The organism is Variovorax sp. FG153, assembly GCF_057809595.1.
Map to the genome: position 1 here is coordinate 173,113 of NZ_JBMDKG010000003.1, position 17,139 is coordinate 190,251.

A 17,139-nucleotide genomic window follows, 5' to 3' on the forward strand; every position below is an offset into this window, starting at 1 on the left:
CTCAGCGCTGCGCCGGCGGCACCTGCCGCACCTTCTCGATGAAGGCCTCCAGCTCCGCCCCGCGCTCCCACTTCAGATGCTTGCGCTGCACCGACGCCGGCTGCTTGCCCAGGAACACCCCGGGCCGCCTTTCGGTCGCCGGCCGGATCGGCCGCGGCGCGAAGCCGCCGCCGCAGTTGGGGCAGACGTCGTGCAGCACGTGCTGCGCGCAGTCGGCGCAGTAGGTGCATTCGTAGCTGCAGATGCGCGCGTCGGTCGCGTTCGGCGGCAGGTCCTTGTCGCAGTATTCGCAGTTGGGCCTGAGTTCGAGCATGGGTCATCTCCGGAGAAAGGGCAGGGGGATGGCGCCGCGCGCGGGCAGCGTCATCGCGATCACGCCGGCCATGATGCACGCAAGTCCGGCCCAGGCGGTGGGCGCGAGCCGCTCGCCGAGGAACAGCACGCCGATGGCCACGCCGATCGGCACGCGCAGGTAGGCCTGGGCGGAGGTCGACATCGGGCCCAGGGTGCGGATCAGCCGGAAGTAGATCGTGAAGGCCAGCGCGGTCGAGACCACGGCGAGCGCGAGCACGGCGGCAAGCGACGCGGCCGAGGGCGCGAGGGTCCAGGGGCGGTCGATCAGCAGGCTCGCGGGCAGCAGCAGCGCGGCGCCGCTCACGAGCGAGCCCGCGGCCGGCAGCATCGGGTCGAGGCCCTTGAACACGCGGCCGAACATCGCGGCGCAGCCGTAGCAGACCGCGGCCGCGACCAGCGCGAGCTGGGACCACAGCGACCGGCCGAGGCCGCCGAGCGCCTCCACACCGACGATCAGGCAGATGCCGATCAGCCCCGCCGCCACGCCGAACAGCCGCCGCAGCGTGGGCCGCTCGGCGCCGGCCAGGCCCAGGCTCAGCAGGAAGATGAAGATCGGCGAGGTCGAGTTGAGGATGGTCGCGAGGCCGGCGTCGACGCTGCGTTCGGCCCAGGCGATCAAGGTGAAGGGCAGCACGCTGTTGAGGCCGGCCTGCAGCGCGAAGCGGCGCCAGCTGGCCGCGTCGCGCGGCAGCCGCAGGCCGCGCAGCCGCAGCACGGCCAGCAGCAGCAGGCCCGCGACCAGCGTGCGCGCGGCGATCAGCGTGACCGGCGGAAGGGTCGCGACGCCGATCTTGATGAAGGTATAGGAAGCGCCCCAGCAGGTGGCGAGCAGCACAAGCAGCGCCCATTCGAGAACGGGGGCCTGGGGTTTGGCTGACGTGGCGAGGGTGGTGGTCGGCATGGCGCGCCGATCATCGCGAAGGCCGCGCGCGGACACTTCGGCCGCGGCCGAAACGTGCCTGCCTCAGTGGCCGTGCCCGTGGTGCGGGTCGTCCGCGCCGCCGTTGAGCAGCGTCGCGAGGTCGGTCTCCTGCTCGGCCGCCGCGCCCGCGATCACGCGTCGCTCGAGCTCGTCGAGGTGCTCGAGCGCCACGGCCAGCGCCTTGTCGAGCGACTTGCCGGCGGTCAGCGCATCGATGATCTGCTCGTGTTCGCGCGGCGCGCAGCTCGCGGCCTCGGCCGAGTCGTAGAGCGCCTTGTAGAGCTCGGTGTTCGCGATCAGCCGCCCGATGTAGGACAGCAGTTCCTCGCTGCCCGCCATCTGCGCCAGCAGCAGGTGGAAGTCGCCGGCCAGGCGCACGGCGTCTTCGCGCCGGCCTTCCTTGAATGCCTTCTGCTCGGCCTGCACGTGCTTGCGCAGGGTGGCCACCTGCTCGCGCGCGAGCTGGCCGAACAGCGTGGTCACGAGCCCGGCCTCGACGATGCGGCGCGCGCGGTAGGTGCCGCGCATGTCCTCGATCGAGGGGTTGGGCACGAAGGCGCCGCGGTTGTGCTCGAGCACCAGCCGCTTCTCGGAACCCAGCCGCGCCAACACCTTGCGCACCGCGCCGCGCGTGCAGCCCAGCGCCTCGGCCAGCGCGCGCTCGCGCAGCGGCGTGCCGGGCCGCAGCTTGCCGCTGAGCAGCGCCTTGGAGACGGCGGCATAGACGCGTTCGTCCACGTTGGCGCCGTCGGCGTCGGTGGGCTCGGGGGAGGGTGCGGGCGCGGAAGTCTTGCGGGTGGCGGGCATAGGCAGGCGGATTTTGCCTGCGTCGCGCCACCCCGGGGAAAGCCCCCGGATTGACGCGGCCCGGTCCGCTTCGTACCATTCGCGGAAATTTGGTTAACCAAAATAAAATGATATGGTTGACCAAAATTCCAAATATCCACAACCACACACGACAACGGAGACACACATGAAATCCGCCAAATGGCTGGCCGCGCTGCCGGTCGCCGCCTTCTTCAGCGGGGGCTGGCTGTCCTCCGTCGCGCCCACCTTCGTGCTCGGCATGCCCTTCCTGATGGTGTGGAACGTGCTCTGGCTGGTGCTGACCTCGCTGATCATGGTGGTCATCGACCGCGCCGAAGGCGACCTCGACGCACCCGCAACGCAGGGAGACGCGCGATGAACGCCGCGCTCGGCGTGATCGCGCTGTTCGTGGTCGGCGCGCTGGCCCTCGCGGTGCTGGCGCGGCGCGGCCGCACCATGAGCCTCGAGCAATGGGCGCTCGGCGGGCGCGGGCTCGGCGCGATCATGGTGTTCCTGCTGATGGCGGGCGAATCGTTCTCCACCTTCACCTTCCTGGGCGCCAGCGGCTGGTCGTACAGCAAGGGCTCGCCGGCCTTCTACATCCTGGCCTATGGCGGGCTGGCCTACCTCATGGCCTTCTGGATGCTGCCGGCCGTGTGGCGCTACGCGACCGCGCACAAGCTGGTGTCGTTCTCCGACTTCTTCGCCCACAAGTACGACAGCCGCCCGCTCGGCGTGCTGGTGTCGGTGGTGGCGCTCGGTGGCATGGTCGCGCTGCTGACCATCCAGTTGCGCGGGCTCGGCATCATCGTCTCGGAGGCCTCGTACGGCTCGATCGCGCCGCCGGTGGCGATCTGGATCGGCACGCTGGTGATGGTCAGCTACATCCTGTTCTCGGGCATCCACGGCTCGGCCAGCATCGCCATCGTAAAGGACATCCTGATCCTCGCGCTCGCCGTGTTCCTCGGCATCTACCTGCCGTGGCACTACTACGGCGGCGTCGCGCCCATGTTCACCGCCATCCACGCCGCCAACCCCGGCTTCTTCGAGTTTCCGAAGGAAGGCCTGAACCTCACCTGGTACAACTCGACCATCCTGCTGACGGCGCTGGGCTACTACCTCTACCCGTTCAACCTCACCTCGGTGTACGCGGCAAAGAGCGCGAGCGCGGTGCGGCGCAACACCATCCTGATGCCGCTGTACCAGGTGGTGATCGCCTTCCTGTTCCTGGTCGGCTTCGCGGCCATCCTGCAGGTGCCGGGGCTCAAGGGCTCCGACGTCGACCTGGCCCTGTTCGGCCTCGTCAAGCACAGCTTCGACCCCTGGTTCGTCGGCGTGATCGGCGGCACCGGCGTGCTCACGGCGCTGGTGCCGGGCTCGATGATCCTGCTCACGGCCTCCACCGTGATCGGCAAGAACGTCTACAAGGAAGGCTTCGCGCCGCATGCCACCGACCGCCAGGTGTCGCGCGTGGCGCGCGGCGTGCTGCCGCTGTTCGCGCTGGTGGCGGTGTACTTCGTGCTGCGCGGCGGCACCACCATCGTCGCGGTGGCGATCTTCGCTTCCAGCCTGCTCACGCAGCTGCTGCCCTCGCTGCTGTTCAGCCTCCTGAAGAAGCCCTTCGGCAACAAGCACGCGGCCTTTGCGGGCATCGTCGCGGGCGGCGCGGTGCTCGGCTTCCTGATGACCACCGGCGCGAACCTCGCTACGCTGTTTCCCGCGGCGCCGCTGGCCTTCAAGTCGCTCAACACCGGGCTGGTGGCGCTCGCGACCAATGCGCTGGTGTTCGTGATCGTGGCGCTGGTCACGCCGGGCCCGGCGCCGCGCGCGGCCGCGGCGCAGCCCGCCTGATGCTTCATACGACAAGGAACAAAGGAATCCCCATGCCATCGCTCCTGATCCGCAACGTTCGCCCGCTGGGTGCCGCGCCGGTCGACGTGCGGGTGCAGGACGGCCGCATCGCCGAGCTCGGCGCCGAGCTCGCCGCGCCGGCCGGTGCCGCCGTCGAGGACGGCCGCGGCGCGCTGCTGCTGCCCGGCCTCGTCGAGGGCCACACCCACCTCGACAAGACGATGTGGGGCCTGGACTGGTACCGCAACGAGGTCGGCACGAACCTGATCGACAAGATCGAGAACGAGCGCGCCTTCCGCCATGCCAGCGGCCACGACGCGGCCGCGCAGTCGCTGGTGCTGGCCAAGGCCTTCCTCGCGCTCGGCACCACGCGGCTGCGCACGCACGTCGACGTCGACACGCAGGCCGGCCTGCGCCACCTCGAAGGCACGCTGCGCACGCGCGATACCCTGCGCGATCTGCAGCAGATCCAGATCGTCGCCTTCCCGCAGTCGGGCCTGCTCGCGCGGCCCGGCACGGCCGAGCTGCTCGACCGGTCGCTGGCCGCGGGCGCTGACGTGCTCGGCGGGCTCGACCCCTGCGCCATCGACGGCGATCCCGTGAAGTCGCTCGACCTGCTGTTCGACATCGCCCACCGGCACCAGCGCGCTATCGACATCCACCTGCACGAGCCCGGCGCCATGGGCGCCTTCTCGCTCGACCTGATCCTGCAGCGCACCGAGGCGCTGGGCATGCGGGGCCGGGTGGCGATCAGCCATGGCTTCTGCCTCGGCGACGTGAGCGAGCGCGAACGCGATGCCCTGCTCGCGCGCATGGCGAAGCTCGGCGTGGTGCTGATCACCAGCGCGCCGCCCTCGCGCAACGTGCCGCCGCTGCTGGCCTGCCGCCAGGCCGGCGTGACCGTGCTCGGCGGCAACGACGGCATCCGCGACACCTGGTCGCCCTATGGCCGGCCCGACATGCTCGAGCGCGCGATGATCATCGGCCTGCGCTACAACCTGCGCCGCGACGACGAGATCGAGGTCGCGCTCGACACCGTCACGCATTCGGGTGCGCGCGGCTGCGGCTTCGAGGCCTATGGCCTGGCTGTCGGCGACCGTGCCGACCTGGTGCTGGTCGATGCGCAGACCGTGGCGCATGCCGTGGTGGAGCGCCCCGTGCGCCGGCTCGTGGTGGCCGGCGGCCGCATCGTGGCGCGCGACGGCGTGCTGCAGGACGACGTGGCCGCCTTGTGAAGGCGGAGGTTCGCCGCGATGCCGGCACCGCCTTCGCGGCCGTGATCGTTCTGGTGGCGCTGAACCTGCGCGCCTTCCTCACCTCGAGCAGCCCGCTGCTCGGGGCCATTCGCCTCGACACCGGCATCGGCTTCCATGCCGTGGCGCTGTTCACGGTGCTGCCGATGTTCGCGATGGGCGCCACCTCGCTGTGCGGCGCGGCCGTGGGTCAGCGCATCGGCGCGCGCGCCGGTGTCGCGCTGGGCCTCGCGGCCATCGCGCTCGCCTGTGCGAGCCGTTATGGCGCGAACGGCGCGGCGCCGTTGCTCGCCAGCGCGGCGCTCGCGGGCGCGGGCGTCGGGCTGGTGCAGGCGCTGATGCCGGGCGTGGTCAAGCAGGCCTATCCGGCGCGCATCGGCGTGATGACCGGGCTCTATTCGGCCGCGATCATGGGCGGCGGCGGCTTCGGCGCGATCGCCAGCCCCTGGGTCGCGCAGGCGCTCGGCGGCCCGCATCCCGACTGGCACGCGGGCCTTGCGATCTGGGCGCTGCCCGCGGTCTTCGCGCTGCTGTATTGGCTCAACATGCGGCGCATGGAGTTCACGGCCGATGCGCCGCGCCGCGGCCTCTCGTGGCTGCGCTGCTTCGCGAGCCCGCGCGCCTGGCTGCTGGCGATCTGCTTCGGCCTCGTCAACGGCGGCTACACCAGCCTCGTGGCCTGGCTGCCGCACTTCTATGCCCAGCAGGGCTGGAGCGCGCAGCAGGGCGGCTCGGTGCTCGCGCTGATGACGCTGGCGCAGGTGGTGGGCGCGCTCTCCATGCCCGCCATCGCGCGCAGCCGCGGGCGCGATCTGCGGCCCTGGCTCGCGCTCACGCTGGCCGCGCAACTCGCTGGCTTCTGCGCGCTCGCGCTGCATGCGCCGGTGCCGGCCCTGGCCATCGCGCTCGTGCTGGGCTTCGGCCTCGGCGGCGCGTTCTCGCTGTGCATGGTGCTCGCGCTCGACCACCTGCCCGACCCCGCGCAGGCCGGTGCGCTCGCGGGCTTCATGCAGGGCCTGGGCTTCATGATCGCGGCGCTCGCGCCCTTCGTCACCGGCTGGGTGCGCGAGCACACGGGCGGCTTCGCGCTCGCCTGGGCCTACCTCGGCGCCGTGGTGCTCGTGCTGTTGCCGCTGCTGCTGCGCTTCGATCCGCGCCGCTATGGCGCCGCCACCGCGGAGCTGTTCGCGCCGCGCGCCATGCCATCCTCCTCCCTCGCGCCCGAGGGCGCAGCCACTCGAAAGGTCTGAACACCATGTACCAGGAACGCTTCATGCAACGCGCGCTCGCCCTGTCCGCGCAGGCGCTGCACGAACCCGGCACCGAGCCCTTCGGCGCCGTGGTCGTGAAGAACGGCGCCATCGTCGGCGAGGGCTTCAACCATTCGGTCGCGCACCACGACCCCACCTCGCACGGAGAGGTCGAGGCCATCCGCGACGCCTGCCGCAGGCTCGGCAGCGTCGACCTCTCGGGCTGCGAGCTCTACACCTCGTGCGAGCCCTGCGCCATGTGCGTGGCAGCGATGCACATCGCGGGCATCGCGCAGCTCTACTACGCGGCCTCGCTCGCGCAGTCGGGCGAGGCCTTCGACGGCGTGACCGTGGCCGCGCGCCATCCCATCGACGTGGAGGCGCTGCGCATCGAGTCGGGCGCGACGCTCGCGCAGCGCAGGCTGCCGGCCGAGCAGCGGATGGAGGGGGAGGCGGTGCGGATTCTGGCCGAGTGGGCCGCGACGCGGCGATAGCGTCGCGCCGGCCGACGGCGAAGAAAGTACCAGCCGCCGGACAAGAGCGGCACGACGGGATGCGCCCGATGCAAACGGCCATGCCGCATCCGCATGGGAACTCCAGGTAAGCCTCGATTCCTGGCACATGTATTGCGCCCGACAGTGAGAGCCGCCAACGCAACACGGTGGCGATTTCCTGCCTCCAGGCAGTTCACTTTTGGGAGATATGTAATGCATAAATGCAAAAACGGTCGACGGGATGCGCACTCCAGTTTTAAAAAGCACAGCATCCATGCCGCCGTGGCGCTCGCGTTCGGTCCGGCCCTGTCCCTGCAGGCCGGCGCGCAGAGCTACCTGAACTACGACGGTTCCAGGAGCAGCGACCTCGGCGCGGCCGCCGCCACCTGGGCCAATGCCGCGGAGTTCAAGTCCGACTGGGGCCTCGGCGCCCTGAACGCGCAGTTCGCCTATGCGCTCGGGTTCAGCGGCGCGGGCGTGAAGACCGGCGCGGTGGACTCCGGCTACCTGCCCACGCACCAGGAGTTCGCGAGCCGCGGCATCACGGGCGTGGTGGTGTCGGGCACCTATGCCAACGACGGCCGGCAGCTCGAGAGCGGCGGCGACACCTGGAAGGCCGGCGATCCCTTCCTGCGCAACCCGGTGCCGGGCAGCTACATCCCCGGCGTGAACGACAACCACGGCAACCACGTCTCGGGCACCATCGCCGCCGCGAAGAACGGCCTGGGCATGATGGGCGTGGCTTTCGCAAGCCAGTACTACATCAGCAATTCCAACGGCACCGACGGTTCGATCTACGGATCGAACATGGACTACAACTACTTCCATGCCGCCTACGGCAACCTGGCCGCGGCCGGCGTGCGCGTCATCAACAGCAGCTGGGGTTCGCCGCCGGGCGCCGACGACTACGGCAGCGTGGCCGGCCTGGTGCAGGCCTATGCGCGCATCAACGGCGCGGGCAAGAAGTCCTGGCTGGAAGCGGCCGCCGACGTGACGCGGCAGTCCGGCGTGATGCAGGTGTTCGCGGCCGGCAATGCCGGCAAGGCCAACGTCAACATTCGCTCCGCGCTGCCCTACTTCCAGCCCGAGCTCGAGAAGAGCTGGGTCACGGCCGCGGCGCTGAACCAGAACCTCACGCTCGCGAGCTTCAGCAACCGCTGCGGCATCGCCAAGTACTGGTGCGTGTCCGCGCCGGGCGTGGACATCAACAGCGCCTCGGTGGCCGGCGACGACAAGTACACCAAGTCCTCGGGCACCTCGATGGCCGCGCCGCACGTCACGGGCGCGGTCGGCGTGCTGATGGAGCGCTATCCCTACCTCGGCAACGAGGAGATCCGCACCATCCTGCTGACCACCTCGAAGCACCTGGGCAGCGGTCCGGCGGACCAGCCCGACACCGACTTCGGCTGGGGCATTCCCGACCTGCAGAAGGGCATGGACGGCCCGGGCCAGTTGCTCGGCACCTTCACGGCGAAGCTGTCGGCCGGCAGCGCCGACACCTGGCGCAACGGCATCTCCGACGCCGCATGGCGCCAGCGCAAGACCGAGGAGGCGGCCGAGATCGCCGCCTGGGCCGGCGACAAGGCCGCGCTGCAGGCCAGGGTGCAGGCCGTGCCGGAAGCCGGCGCGCCCACGCCCGACCTGATCGCCGGCATGGCCCGCGGCCGCGCGCTGCTGCAGGAGGCGATCAAGTCGAACACGCGCGAGTTCTACACCGCCGCGCGGCTCGATGCCGCGCTCGCGGCCGCGCGCTCCGACCCCTACGGTGCCGTGCTGCTCGGCATGTACGAGGCGGCCCATCCCAACTGGACGGGTCCCTACAGCACCGCGACCGACTACGCCAACTTCATCGCGGGCCGCAGCGACACCGAGCTCGCGACGGCCAGCGTGAACGCGCAGCGCGACGCGATCCTGGCCGCCAACGCGGCGGCCCGCAGCGAGATCGAGATCCGCGGCGCGCGCATCGCCGCGCTGCAGACCAAGACCGATGCCGACTACGTGGGCCGCCTCGTGAAGGCCGGCGCCGGCACGCTGATCCTCACGGGCGACAACAGCTACACCGGCGGCACGCAGCTGCAGGGCGGCACGCTCGGCGTCGGCAGTTCGACCGCGCTGGGCACCGGCACGCTCGCCATGGCCGATGCCACCACCCTGCAGGCCGCGGCCGACGGGCTGGCGCTGGCCAATGCCATCACGGTGTCCGGCATCGGCAACATCGACACCCAGGCCTTCGGCCTCACCTTGGCGGGCGACATCGCCGACGGGGCCAGCCCGGGCGGCCTCGCCAAGCTCGGCACGGGCACGCTCACGCTGTCGGGCCGCAGCAGCTACTCCGGGCCCACCGGCGTGGTCGAAGGTGGCCTGCGTGCCGGCGCCGCGGGCAGCTTCTCGCCGCGCAGCGCCTTCTACCTGGCGAGCGCGGGCCGGCTCGAGCTGGCCGGCTTCGACCAGACCATCGGCTCGCTCTCGGGCGCGGGCGAGGTCGCGCTCGGCACGGGCACGCTCACCACGGGCGGCGACGGCACGTCGAGCGCCTATGCGGGGCGCATCGGCGGCAGCGGCGGGCTGGTGAAGACCGGCGCGGGCGCGTTCGAACTCGCGGGCACCAACAGCTACAGCGGCGATACCGTGGTCGCGGCGGGTGCGCTGCGCGCGGGTGCCGCCAACGCGTTCAGCGCCGCGAGCGCGATGCGCGTGCAGTCCGGCGCGGTGCTGGACCTCGCGGGCCACGGACAGCGCATCGCGGGCATGACCAACGCCGGCCTCGTGTCGCTGCAGGGGGCCGTGCCGGGCACCACGCTCACCGTGGCCGGTCCGTGGGTGGGCCAGAACGGCGTGCTCGGCCTCGGCACGGCCGGTGCCGACCGGCTGCTGCTCAGCGGTTCCACCGCCATCGCCAGCGGCCTCACCACGGTGCGGATCGCCAGCGTGGCGGGCCTGGGCGCACCGACCCTGGGCAAGGGCGTGACGCTGGTGGGCACCGAAGGCGGAGCCAGCGTGCAGGGCAATGCCTTCGTGCTGGCCGGCGAGCATGTCGATGCGGGCGCCTTCCAGTACCGGCTCCACAACGACACCAGCGGCAGCTACCTGAGTTCGTCCACGCCGCTCGGCCTCACGACCTACCGCGTCGAGGCACCGCTGTTCGCGGCGCTGCCCGCGCAGTTGCGCCAGGGCAACCTCGCGATGCTCGGCAACATGCGCCTGCGTGTCGGCGACGACCTGCGCGCCACGGGCGATGCAGCGCTACCCGGTGGCGATCGGCGCGCCTGGGGCCGCGTGATCTCGACCGACCTCGACATCCGGCAGCGCGGTCCGGTCTCGCCCGAGAGCGAAGGGCGCCTCAACGGCTTCCAGGCCGGCACCGACCTGCTGGCCACGCCGAACTGGCGCGCCGGCCTCTACGTGGGCCAGCTCGAGGGCAATGTCGCGGTGCGCGGTTTCGCGAGCGGCGTCGCAGGACTGGGCGCGGGCTCCAACGACCTGCGCAGCCAGTACTTCGGCCTCTATGGCACCTACAGCGCAGAGAGCGGCTTCTACGCCGATGCCGCGCTGCAGGCCGGCCGCCACCGCTACACGCTGCAACCGCTGCTGAACGCCGGCATCGCGGGCAAGGGCCGCAGCCTGCTGGCCTCGCTCGAGATCGGCCAGTCGGTGGCCCTCGGCGAGGGCGGCTGGAAGATCGAGCCGCAGCTGCAGCTGATCCACCAGCGCCAGAGCCTCGACGACGCGAACATCGTCGGCGCGCTGGTGCAGCAGCGCCCCGACAGCGGCTGGATCGTGCGCACCGGCGTGCGCGTCAGCGGCACGGTGGCCACCGGCGCGGGCAGCCTGCAGCCCTATGGCCGGCTGAATGTCTACAAGGCCCTCGACGGCAGCGATGTCGCGCGCTACCTCACGCCGAGCGCCGGCGCGGGCATCGCCACGCCCACCGGCGGCACGAGCACCGAGCTCGCGGCCGGCTTCACGCTGGCGCTGAGCCAGACCACCAGCCTCTATGGCGAGCTCGGCAAGCTCTGGGCTTCGGGCGGCGCGGTGCGTGCGCAGAGTGGTATCAACGGGTCGCTGGGTGTGCGCATGCGCTGGTAGCACGGGTCGGGAAGGGGCGAGGCTGTAGGGCAGCCCGCCCAGCGATGCGCGGCTGTCGCCGACAGTCCGCGCATGCCGATGGCATCACCATGGGTTCATCGACAACCTTTGGAGGACGCTTCCCATGATCAACAAGACCCTGCTCGCACTCGCCACCTCGCTGACCCTGCTGGCCGCCGGCACCGCCAATGCACAGATCGGCAAGGCCGCCTCCGAGGCGACCGATGCGGCCCAGCACAAGATCGACGAGAAGCAGGCCGACAGCAAGGCCAAGAAGAGCGGCCCGGTCGGCAAGGCCGTGAACAACGTGAAGTCGGGCTATCACAAGAACCGCTCGAAGGCTTCGGCAGAGAAGGCCAAGCAGTCGCTGAAGAACGCGGGTTGATCCGCGTTCTTCGATACCGCGCGGCGGCGGCTCAGGCCTGACGGGCCTGCCCCGCCGCTTCCTTCGCTTGCGCCGCCTCCCGCGCGCGCACGACCGTCGTCGTCTCGCCCGCATAGCCCCAGTCGTCGGTGTCGATCTCGTCGATCACGATGTGGGTCAGGTGCGGGTCCTTGCCGAGCACGCGCTGCAGCGTGTCGGTGATCTCCGCGATCACGGTGGCCTTCTGTGCGCGCGTGACGCCGTCGCGCGTGATGCGTACGTTGACGTAGGGCATGGCGTTCTCCTTCAGGCGACGTAGTTGCCGGCGCTGCCCGCGCCATCCACCGGCAGCACCGCGCCGCTGGTGAAGCCCGCATCCACCAGGTAGAGCACCGCGTCGGCGATCTCGTCGACCGTGCCCAGGCGGCCGGCCGGCTGCAGGGTCTTGAGGAAGTCGTGCGTCTCCGGCGCATGCATCGGGCTGTCGATGATGCCGGGCGCTACCGCGTTCACGCGCACGCCATGCGGCGCGAGCTCGAGCGCCAGCGCGCGCGTGGCCGCGTTCAACCCGCCCTTGAGCAGCACCGCCATGAAGGCCGGCACGTTGCCGCGCGGCTGCATCGCGATCGAGGCCGTGATGTTGATGATCGCGCCCGCGCCGCGGCCGATCATGTGGCGCGCCGCGGCCTGCGAGGCGTAGATCGTGCCCTTCACGTTGGTGGCGATCTGCTGCTCGACCTCCTCGGGCGTGAAGTCCACGAAGGGCTTGGCCAGGAAGATGCCCGCGTTGTTGACCAGCGCGTCGATGCCGCCGAAGCGCGTGACCGCGTGCTCGACCAGCGCGGTGGCGATGCGCGGATCGGCGATGTCGCCGGCCACGCCGGTGAAGCGGTCGCCGGCGCCGAACTGGCGCGCGGCCTCGACCAGCCGCGCGTCGCTGCGCGCGTTGCCGACCACGTTCCAGCCTTCGGCCAGCAGGCGGCGCGCGATCGCGAAGCCGATGCCGCTGCTGGCGCCGGTGACGACGGCGGTGCGGGCCTTGCCGCCTTGGGAATGGTGGGTGCTCATGGTGAAAGTCCTTCCGGTATTGCGCCGTGCGAGATGCGGCGGCGTCGTGGAAGGAAGTGTGGAGTCGCTCGATCGAGGAGTGAATGGCCGCGATTCGGCACTCACTCTTCCATCGAACGAGCGAATCAGCCGGTGCGGCGCCTGGCGCGTGGGGTTTCGGCCTTGGGCGTGCAGACCCTGCACCAGTCCGCGAAACCCGCGCGCAGCTTGGGCAGCGCGAAGTCGACGAAGGCCCGCACCTTCGGCACCGACAGCCGGCCGTGCGGCACCACCAGGTGCACCGGCAGCGGCGGCGGCTCGTCCTGCGCGAGGATGATGCGCAGCCGCCCGTCGGCCACCTCGTCGGCCACGTGGTACGAGAAGGAGCGCAGCACGCCGCGCCCCTCGGCCGCCGAGGCCACCGCCGCGCGCAGGCTGTTGACCACGAAGCGCGGCGCGAACTGCACCGTGCGCGGCAGGGTGCCGGCACCGCTGTTGCCGCCCGCGGGCGGAAAACTCCACGAGTCGATGCCGAAGTGCGTCATCGCCACCACCTGGTGCTCGGCGAGGTCGGCCGGCACCGCGATGCGCGGATGCTTCGCGAGGTAGCGCGGCGAGGCCGTCGTGACGCGGCGCACCTCGCCCACCGGCAGCGCCACCAGCGTCGAGTCGGCCAGGTGCGCGATGCGCAGCGCCACGTCGATGCCCTCGTCGATCAGGTTGGCCGGGCGGTCCAGCAGGTGCAGCCGCACCGACACCGTCGGGTGCGCGTTCATGAAGGCATCGAGGATCGGCCGCAGCAGCGCCTCGCCCACCGCGACCGCGGCCGTCACCGTGAGCCGGCCGCGCGGCGCCGAGCGTTCGCCGGCCGCCGCGATGTCCGCTTCCTCGAGGTCGGTGAGGATGCGCCGGCAGGCCACCGCATAGCGCTCGCCCGCATCGCTGAGCCGGATCGAGCGCGTCGTGCGGTGCAGCAGCTCGGCGCCCACATGGGCCTCGAGGAAGGCGATCGCGCGGCTCACGGCGGCCGGCGACTTGCCGAGCTTGCGGCCGGCACCGGCGAGGCTGCCTTCGGCCAGCGCCGCCACGAACACCTTCATGGCGTCGATGCGGTCCATGATTCTTCCTTCTCGCGAAATACTGAATGCCCGAGGATAGGGATTCATTCGCGCACCGGCAATCCGTAGCATCGAATCCATCGATTCGCCGGAGCACATCATGGCCACCCCCCGCAGTGCGGACGCGCGCACTGCCACCGCATCGCAACCGCGCGCCGCCTCCAACTGGCCCGCCATCCTCGCGGGCTTCTGCGCCACGCTCGTGGGCCTGGGCCTCGCGCGCTTCGCCTACACGCCGCTGCTGCCCGCCATCATCGACGCGCACTGGTTCGACGCCTCGGCGGCCACCTACCTCGGCGCCGCCAACCTCGTGGGCTACCTCGCGGGTGCGCTGCTGGGCGGCCCGATGTCGGCGCGCTGGCCGGTGCGCGGCGTGCTGCGCGCGATGATGCTCGCCACCGTCGCCTCGCTCGCGGCCTGCGCCTGGCCGCTCGACTTCGCATGGTTCTTCGGCTGGCGCATCGTCTCGGGCATCTCGGGCGGCGCGCTCATGGTGCTGGCCGCGCCCACCGTGCTCGCGCACATCCCGCCGCGCCAGCGCGGCCTCGCGAGCGGCCTGGTGTTCGCGGGCATCGGCCTGGGCATCGCGGCCTCGGGCACGCTGGTGCCGCTGCTGCTGCGCCAGGGGCTGGGCGCGACCTGGCTCGGCCTCGCGCTGCTGGCCCTGCTGCTCACCGCGCTCGCATGGAACGGCTGGCCCGCCGCGCCGGCACCCGTGGCCACCGCGCACGCCGCTGTCGCGCGCAAGCCGGCCACCGGCGCGCTGCGCGCGCTCACCGTCTCCTATTCACTCAATGCGGTGGGCCTCGTGCCGCACATGATCTTTCTCGTCGACTTCGTCGCGCGCGGCCTCGGGCAGGGTCTCGCAGTCGGTGCGCAGTACTGGGTGGTGTTCGGCCTCGGCGCGCTCGTGGGGCCGGTGCTCAGCGGCTGGCTCGCCGACCGCGTCGGTTTCGCCACCGCGTTGCGCATCGCCTTCGTGCTGCAGGCCGCGGCGCTCGCCTTGCCCGCGTTCGGCCTCATCGGCCATGGCGGGTTGATCGTGTCGAGCGCCGTGGTCGGCGCCTTCACGCCGGGCATCGTGCCGCTGGTGCTGGGCCGCGTGCAGGAGCTGCTCGCGCATCACCCCGCGATGCAGAAGCCCGCATGGAGCCGCGCCACCACCGGCTTCGCGGTGCTGCAGGCCAGCGGTGCCTACGGAATGTCGTGGCTGCTCGCGCACGCGGGCGGCGGCTACGCGCTGCTGTTTGCCGTGGGCGCCGTGGCGATCGTGCTGGCGCTCGTCACCGACATCGTCGCGCGGAGGCTGCACCCCATCGCCTGAGCTGGTTTCCCGCGGCGCATCGCTCTTACACTGGGGCGATGAAGCGAGCCCTGGAAGTCGAGCGCACCCTTCAGCCCGTGGTCGAGCTGAAGGAGCAGGGCGCCGCCTACGGCTACTCGGTGCGCGCGCCGCGCTCCAAGGGCGTGATCCCGCCGAGCTCCTACCGCGACAGCGGTTTCGCCACGCTGCCCGACTGCCTGCGCGACGTGGCCAAGGCGCTGGGCGGCGACTTCAAGCGCATCTACATCCGGCTCGAAGGGCATTGCGTGGGCGAGCGCGACATCGTCGAGCTGCGCGATGCGCCCGATGCGGTGGCCGAGGCCTTGAAGGCGGCTTGCCTCGAGGCCGATGCGGCGGTGAGGCCCGTGGGCGATGCCGCGTCGAAGGATTGAGGAACCGGCACCGCCGGTGCGCGCATTCAGCCCGCTGCCGCGTCGCGCGCCACCGCGATGCACTTGATCTCCACCAGCAACCCCGCGTGCGCGAGCGAGTGCACGCCGATGCAGGTCCAGGCGCACTGGCCGCGAGGAAAGAGGCGGTCCTTCACCGCGCGAAACACCGGCATGTGCGTCGCCATGTCGACGTGGTAGGTGGTCATCTCGACCACGTCCTCGAAGCCGCAGCCGGCTTCGGCCAGCACCGTGCGCAGGTTGTCCCAGGCCGCGACGAACTGCGCCTCGGGGTCGGCGATGACCTCGAGTTCGGGCGTGCGGCCGACCTGGCCCGCGCAGTAGACCGTGGCGCCGACCTTGACGGCGGGCGCGTAGCCCGCGCGTTCGGCGAGGCGCTGCATCGAGGCGGGGATGATGAGTTGTCGTTCCGTCATGGAGAGGCGTGGGGGAAAGGATCGAAGCGGCGAGGAGCCCATGGGCCGATCTCTCGCCGCTATCTGGGTCGCAGCGTGACCGTCAGTTTCGGCAATGTCTTCTCGTTGCCATCCAGCGGCAGCTTGTCGATGCGCTGAAGCGCGCCGAGGGCGATCTCGTCCCAGGCGCGGATGCCGCTGGTCCTGGCCAACTGCACCGCGGTGACGGTGCCATCGGCGGCCACGGTCAGTTCGAACTCGGCCGCGGGGTTGCCGGGAATGGCGCGCACGTCCACACCGGCCAGCCGGGCCGCGATCGTTGCGCGCAACCGGCTGGCGAAGTCTTGCCGGTCGCGCTGCCGTTCGCCGTGCGAGTTCCTGAGGTTCGGTATGGCGTTGATCCGCCACGGTGACACGAACACCAGCGCCTGGGGAGGAACCCGGCCGTCGAGCTCGGGGTAGGGCTGCAGCAATCGCAGCGCCACCGCGGCCGCGCGATCCCAGTCCTGGCTGCCGCTGGAAGAGAACATGGACACATCGAGCGCGGTGCCCTGCGGGGAGAGCGTGACGGTGAAGTCGGCCGAGTGGGTGGGCATCGTGCTTCCCGGCGGAAACTGGATCAGGGGACACAGCATGGCGGCTGTCTGCGTGCCCCATGGCGCGGCCGCCGGCATGGGCGGACACGGGGCGGGTGCCGGCGTGCCAACGTGGGGCGCTGGGGGCGCCGCGCAACCGGCGAGCAGGCCGGCGGCCAACAGCAGGGCCGATGCCATCGCGCCGCGCTGGCGGCTAGGGACTCCCTCAGGGTGCATGGTGTTGTAGTGGTTCTGGCCCGGGGCGCATGGGGCGCCGGCGCGTGCCGCATTCTGCCCAAGCCAGGTGGCGGGGCGCGCGGCGCCTTGGTCCGGCGATGCAATTTACTGTGAGCGTTCGCCCCCACGGATACACAGGCATACGCAACCGCGTTCGCGAGGGCCATGCCCCGAAAACAATCACTTCCGTCAGCAGCAACAACCCCTCTCCTCCAGCCACTGACGACTGTCCGTCTCCTTCTTCTTCAACCTTCCAGAAAGTCCATCATGAAGTCTTCCGTCCTCCTCTCCGTCGCCGTCCTCGCTTCCGTGTTCTCGCTCGGCGCCAGCGCCGAGCAATACCAGGGCGTGCTGCAGTTCCAGTCGACCGCGAGCCGCGCCGATGTGCGTGCCCAGGCCGTGGTCGCCGCCCACAGCGAAGACCCGTACAGCGAAGCCGCCCAGGCCGGCGTGCCGCCGGTGTTCCAGAGCCAGGTCGCGCGTTCGGACGCCCGCTCGCAGGCCGTGGCCGCCGCGCGTGCCGGCAACCTCTATGGCGACGTGAGCGGCGATGGCGTGGCCCGCGTCGTGGCCGGCAACGTCGACCGCCAGGCCGTGCGTGCAGAGGCGCGTGCGACGGCCGCGCGTGGCATCAGCGAAGGTTCTTGATGCG

18 protein-coding genes are annotated in these 17,139 nt (G+C 71.2%); 10 read left to right on the forward strand and 8 right to left on the reverse strand.

All coding sequences use genetic code 11. The features are described 5' to 3' along the window. Position 1 precedes the first annotated feature (1 nt). The 3 genes from ACODT0_RS06035 to ACODT0_RS06045 form a co-directional block, all read right to left on the reverse strand. Positions 2-313, reverse strand: a complete 312-nt coding sequence (locus ACODT0_RS06035) for a DUF1272 domain-containing protein (protein WP_489040862.1) — start codon at positions 311-313, stop codon at positions 2-4. 3 nt (positions 314-316) lie between these two features. Further along, positions 317-1,255 carry a DMT family transporter gene (locus ACODT0_RS06040; protein WP_489040863.1) on the reverse strand — a complete coding sequence of 313 codons (939 nt, stop codon included), beginning with the start codon at positions 1,253-1,255 and terminating at the stop codon, positions 317-319. A gap of 63 nt (positions 1,256-1,318) precedes the next feature. Further along, positions 1,319-2,083: a GntR family transcriptional regulator gene (locus tag ACODT0_RS06045; RefSeq protein WP_479671650.1), complete on the reverse strand. Its 765-nt coding sequence runs from the start codon at positions 2,081-2,083 to the stop codon at positions 1,319-1,321. 166 nt (positions 2,084-2,249) lie between these two features. Between ACODT0_RS06045 and ACODT0_RS06050 the strand changes: the two genes are divergently transcribed. The 7 genes from ACODT0_RS06050 (at position 2,250) to ACODT0_RS06080 (ending at position 11,402) form a co-directional block, all read left to right on the forward strand. Further along, positions 2,250-2,462: a DUF3311 domain-containing protein gene (locus ACODT0_RS06050; RefSeq protein ID WP_057593917.1), complete on the forward strand. Its 213-nt coding sequence runs from the start codon at positions 2,250-2,252 to the stop codon at positions 2,460-2,462. Continuing rightward, positions 2,459-3,934 (forward strand): sodium:solute symporter family protein, encoded by a 1,476-nt coding sequence (locus ACODT0_RS06055; protein WP_489040864.1) that lies wholly within the window; start codon positions 2,459-2,461, stop codon positions 3,932-3,934. The genes ACODT0_RS06050 and ACODT0_RS06055 overlap by 4 nt, the downstream gene beginning before the upstream one ends. A 32-nt stretch (positions 3,935-3,966) precedes the next feature. After that, positions 3,967-5,169 carry an amidohydrolase family protein gene (locus tag ACODT0_RS06060; protein ID WP_489040865.1) on the forward strand — a complete coding sequence of 401 codons (1,203 nt, stop codon included), beginning with the start codon at positions 3,967-3,969 and terminating at the stop codon, positions 5,167-5,169. Continuing rightward, positions 5,166-6,437, forward strand: coding sequence for a cyanate transporter (locus tag ACODT0_RS06065; RefSeq protein WP_489040866.1), 1,272 nt, complete (start codon positions 5,166-5,168; stop codon positions 6,435-6,437). The genes ACODT0_RS06060 and ACODT0_RS06065 overlap by 4 nt, the downstream gene beginning before the upstream one ends. Positions 6,438-6,460: 23 nt before the next feature. Next, positions 6,461-6,931: a nucleoside deaminase gene (locus tag ACODT0_RS06070; RefSeq protein WP_412179316.1), complete on the forward strand. Its 471-nt coding sequence runs from the start codon at positions 6,461-6,463 to the stop codon at positions 6,929-6,931. A gap of 282 nt (positions 6,932-7,213) precedes the next feature. After that, the gene (locus tag ACODT0_RS06075) at positions 7,214-11,017 is read left to right on the forward strand and encodes an autotransporter outer membrane beta-barrel domain-containing protein (RefSeq protein WP_489040867.1); all 3,804 of its coding nucleotides are present in this window, start codon (positions 7,214-7,216) and stop codon (positions 11,015-11,017) included. Positions 11,018-11,144: 127 nt separating this feature from the next. Beyond that, the gene (locus ACODT0_RS06080) at positions 11,145-11,402 is read left to right on the forward strand and encodes a hypothetical protein (protein ID WP_409976535.1); all 258 of its coding nucleotides are present in this window, start codon (positions 11,145-11,147) and stop codon (positions 11,400-11,402) included. 31 nt (positions 11,403-11,433) lie between these two features. Here ACODT0_RS06080 and ACODT0_RS06085 read toward each other — a convergent pair whose 3' ends face one another. The 3 genes from ACODT0_RS06085 to ACODT0_RS06095 form a co-directional block, all read right to left on the reverse strand. Next, the gene (locus ACODT0_RS06085; protein ID WP_057593911.1) at positions 11,434-11,676 is read right to left on the reverse strand and encodes a tautomerase family protein; all 243 of its coding nucleotides are present in this window, start codon (positions 11,674-11,676) and stop codon (positions 11,434-11,436) included. Positions 11,677-11,687: 11 nt separating this feature from the next. Next, positions 11,688-12,449 (reverse strand): SDR family NAD(P)-dependent oxidoreductase, encoded by a 762-nt coding sequence (locus ACODT0_RS06090; protein WP_489040868.1) that lies wholly within the window; start codon positions 12,447-12,449, stop codon positions 11,688-11,690. A 125-nt stretch (positions 12,450-12,574) separates the two neighbouring features. Beyond that, complete coding sequence (locus ACODT0_RS06095) at positions 12,575-13,546, reverse strand: LysR family transcriptional regulator (RefSeq protein WP_296738080.1); 972 nt, start codon at positions 13,544-13,546, stop codon at positions 12,575-12,577. Positions 13,547-13,646: 100 nt separating this feature from the next. Here ACODT0_RS06095 and ACODT0_RS06100 point away from each other — a divergent pair, with 100 nt between their 5' ends. Together ACODT0_RS06100 and ACODT0_RS06105 are read left to right on the forward strand one after the other, a co-directional pair. Further along, complete coding sequence (locus tag ACODT0_RS06100) at positions 13,647-14,870, forward strand: YbfB/YjiJ family MFS transporter (RefSeq protein WP_489040869.1); 1,224 nt, start codon at positions 13,647-13,649, stop codon at positions 14,868-14,870. Positions 14,871-14,908: 38 nt separating this feature from the next. Continuing rightward, a complete protein-coding gene (locus ACODT0_RS06105; protein WP_296738084.1) occupies positions 14,909-15,262 on the forward strand; it encodes a hypothetical protein in 354 nt (117 codons plus the stop codon). Between the two features lie 26 nt (positions 15,263-15,288). Here ACODT0_RS06105 and ACODT0_RS06110 read toward each other — a convergent pair whose 3' ends face one another. Further along, positions 15,289-15,696, reverse strand: a complete 408-nt coding sequence (locus tag ACODT0_RS06110) for a RidA family protein (RefSeq protein ID WP_296738086.1) — start codon at positions 15,694-15,696, stop codon at positions 15,289-15,291. 59 nt (positions 15,697-15,755) lie between these two features. After that, positions 15,756-16,271 (reverse strand): TonB C-terminal domain-containing protein, encoded by a 516-nt coding sequence (locus ACODT0_RS06115; protein WP_489040870.1) that lies wholly within the window; start codon positions 16,269-16,271, stop codon positions 15,756-15,758. A gap of 483 nt (positions 16,272-16,754) precedes the next feature. On the opposite strand from ACODT0_RS06115, the gene ACODT0_RS06120 reads away from it, so the two are divergent. After that, entirely contained in the window at positions 16,755-17,135 is a 381-nt protein-coding gene (locus ACODT0_RS06120; protein ID WP_422098038.1) for a helicase SNF2, read from the forward strand. The last annotated feature ends 4 nt before the right edge of the window (positions 17,136-17,139 follow it).

What these genes read in the sequence shown, in the direction of transcription:
- ACODT0_RS06085 (WP_057593911.1), bottom strand. Translation starts at nt 11,676, where the DNA reads ATGCCCTACGTCAACGTACGCATCACGCGCGACGGCGTCACGCGCGCA.
- ACODT0_RS06045 (WP_479671650.1), bottom strand. Translation starts at nt 2,083, where the DNA reads ATGCCCGCCACCCGCAAGACTTCCGCGCCCGCACCCTCCCCCGAGCCC.
- ACODT0_RS06060 (WP_489040865.1), top strand. Translation starts at nt 3,967, where the DNA reads ATGCCATCGCTCCTGATCCGCAACGTTCGCCCGCTGGGTGCCGCGCCG.
- ACODT0_RS06110 (WP_296738086.1), bottom strand. Translation starts at nt 15,696, where the DNA reads ATGACGGAACGACAACTCATCATCCCCGCCTCGATGCAGCGCCTCGCC.
- ACODT0_RS06055 (WP_489040864.1), top strand. Translation starts at nt 2,459, where the DNA reads ATGAACGCCGCGCTCGGCGTGATCGCGCTGTTCGTGGTCGGCGCGCTG.
- ACODT0_RS06050 (WP_057593917.1), top strand. Translation starts at nt 2,250, where the DNA reads ATGAAATCCGCCAAATGGCTGGCCGCGCTGCCGGTCGCCGCCTTCTTC.
- ACODT0_RS06115 (WP_489040870.1), bottom strand. Translation starts at nt 16,271, where the DNA reads ATGCCCACCCACTCGGCCGACTTCACCGTCACGCTCTCCCCGCAGGGC.
- ACODT0_RS06035 (WP_489040862.1), bottom strand. Translation starts at nt 313, where the DNA reads ATGCTCGAACTCAGGCCCAACTGCGAATACTGCGACAAGGACCTGCCG.
- ACODT0_RS06100 (WP_489040869.1), top strand. Translation starts at nt 13,647, where the DNA reads ATGGCCACCCCCCGCAGTGCGGACGCGCGCACTGCCACCGCATCGCAA.
- ACODT0_RS06040 (WP_489040863.1), bottom strand. Translation starts at nt 1,255, where the DNA reads ATGCCGACCACCACCCTCGCCACGTCAGCCAAACCCCAGGCCCCCGTT.
- ACODT0_RS06095 (WP_296738080.1), bottom strand. Translation starts at nt 13,546, where the DNA reads ATGGACCGCATCGACGCCATGAAGGTGTTCGTGGCGGCGCTGGCCGAA.
- ACODT0_RS06070 (WP_412179316.1), top strand. Translation starts at nt 6,461, where the DNA reads ATGCAACGCGCGCTCGCCCTGTCCGCGCAGGCGCTGCACGAACCCGGC.
- ACODT0_RS06105 (WP_296738084.1), top strand. Translation starts at nt 14,909, where the DNA reads ATGAAGCGAGCCCTGGAAGTCGAGCGCACCCTTCAGCCCGTGGTCGAG.
- ACODT0_RS06120 (WP_422098038.1), top strand. Translation starts at nt 16,755, where the DNA reads ATGAAGTCTTCCGTCCTCCTCTCCGTCGCCGTCCTCGCTTCCGTGTTC.
- ACODT0_RS06090 (WP_489040868.1), bottom strand. Translation starts at nt 12,449, where the DNA reads ATGAGCACCCACCATTCCCAAGGCGGCAAGGCCCGCACCGCCGTCGTC.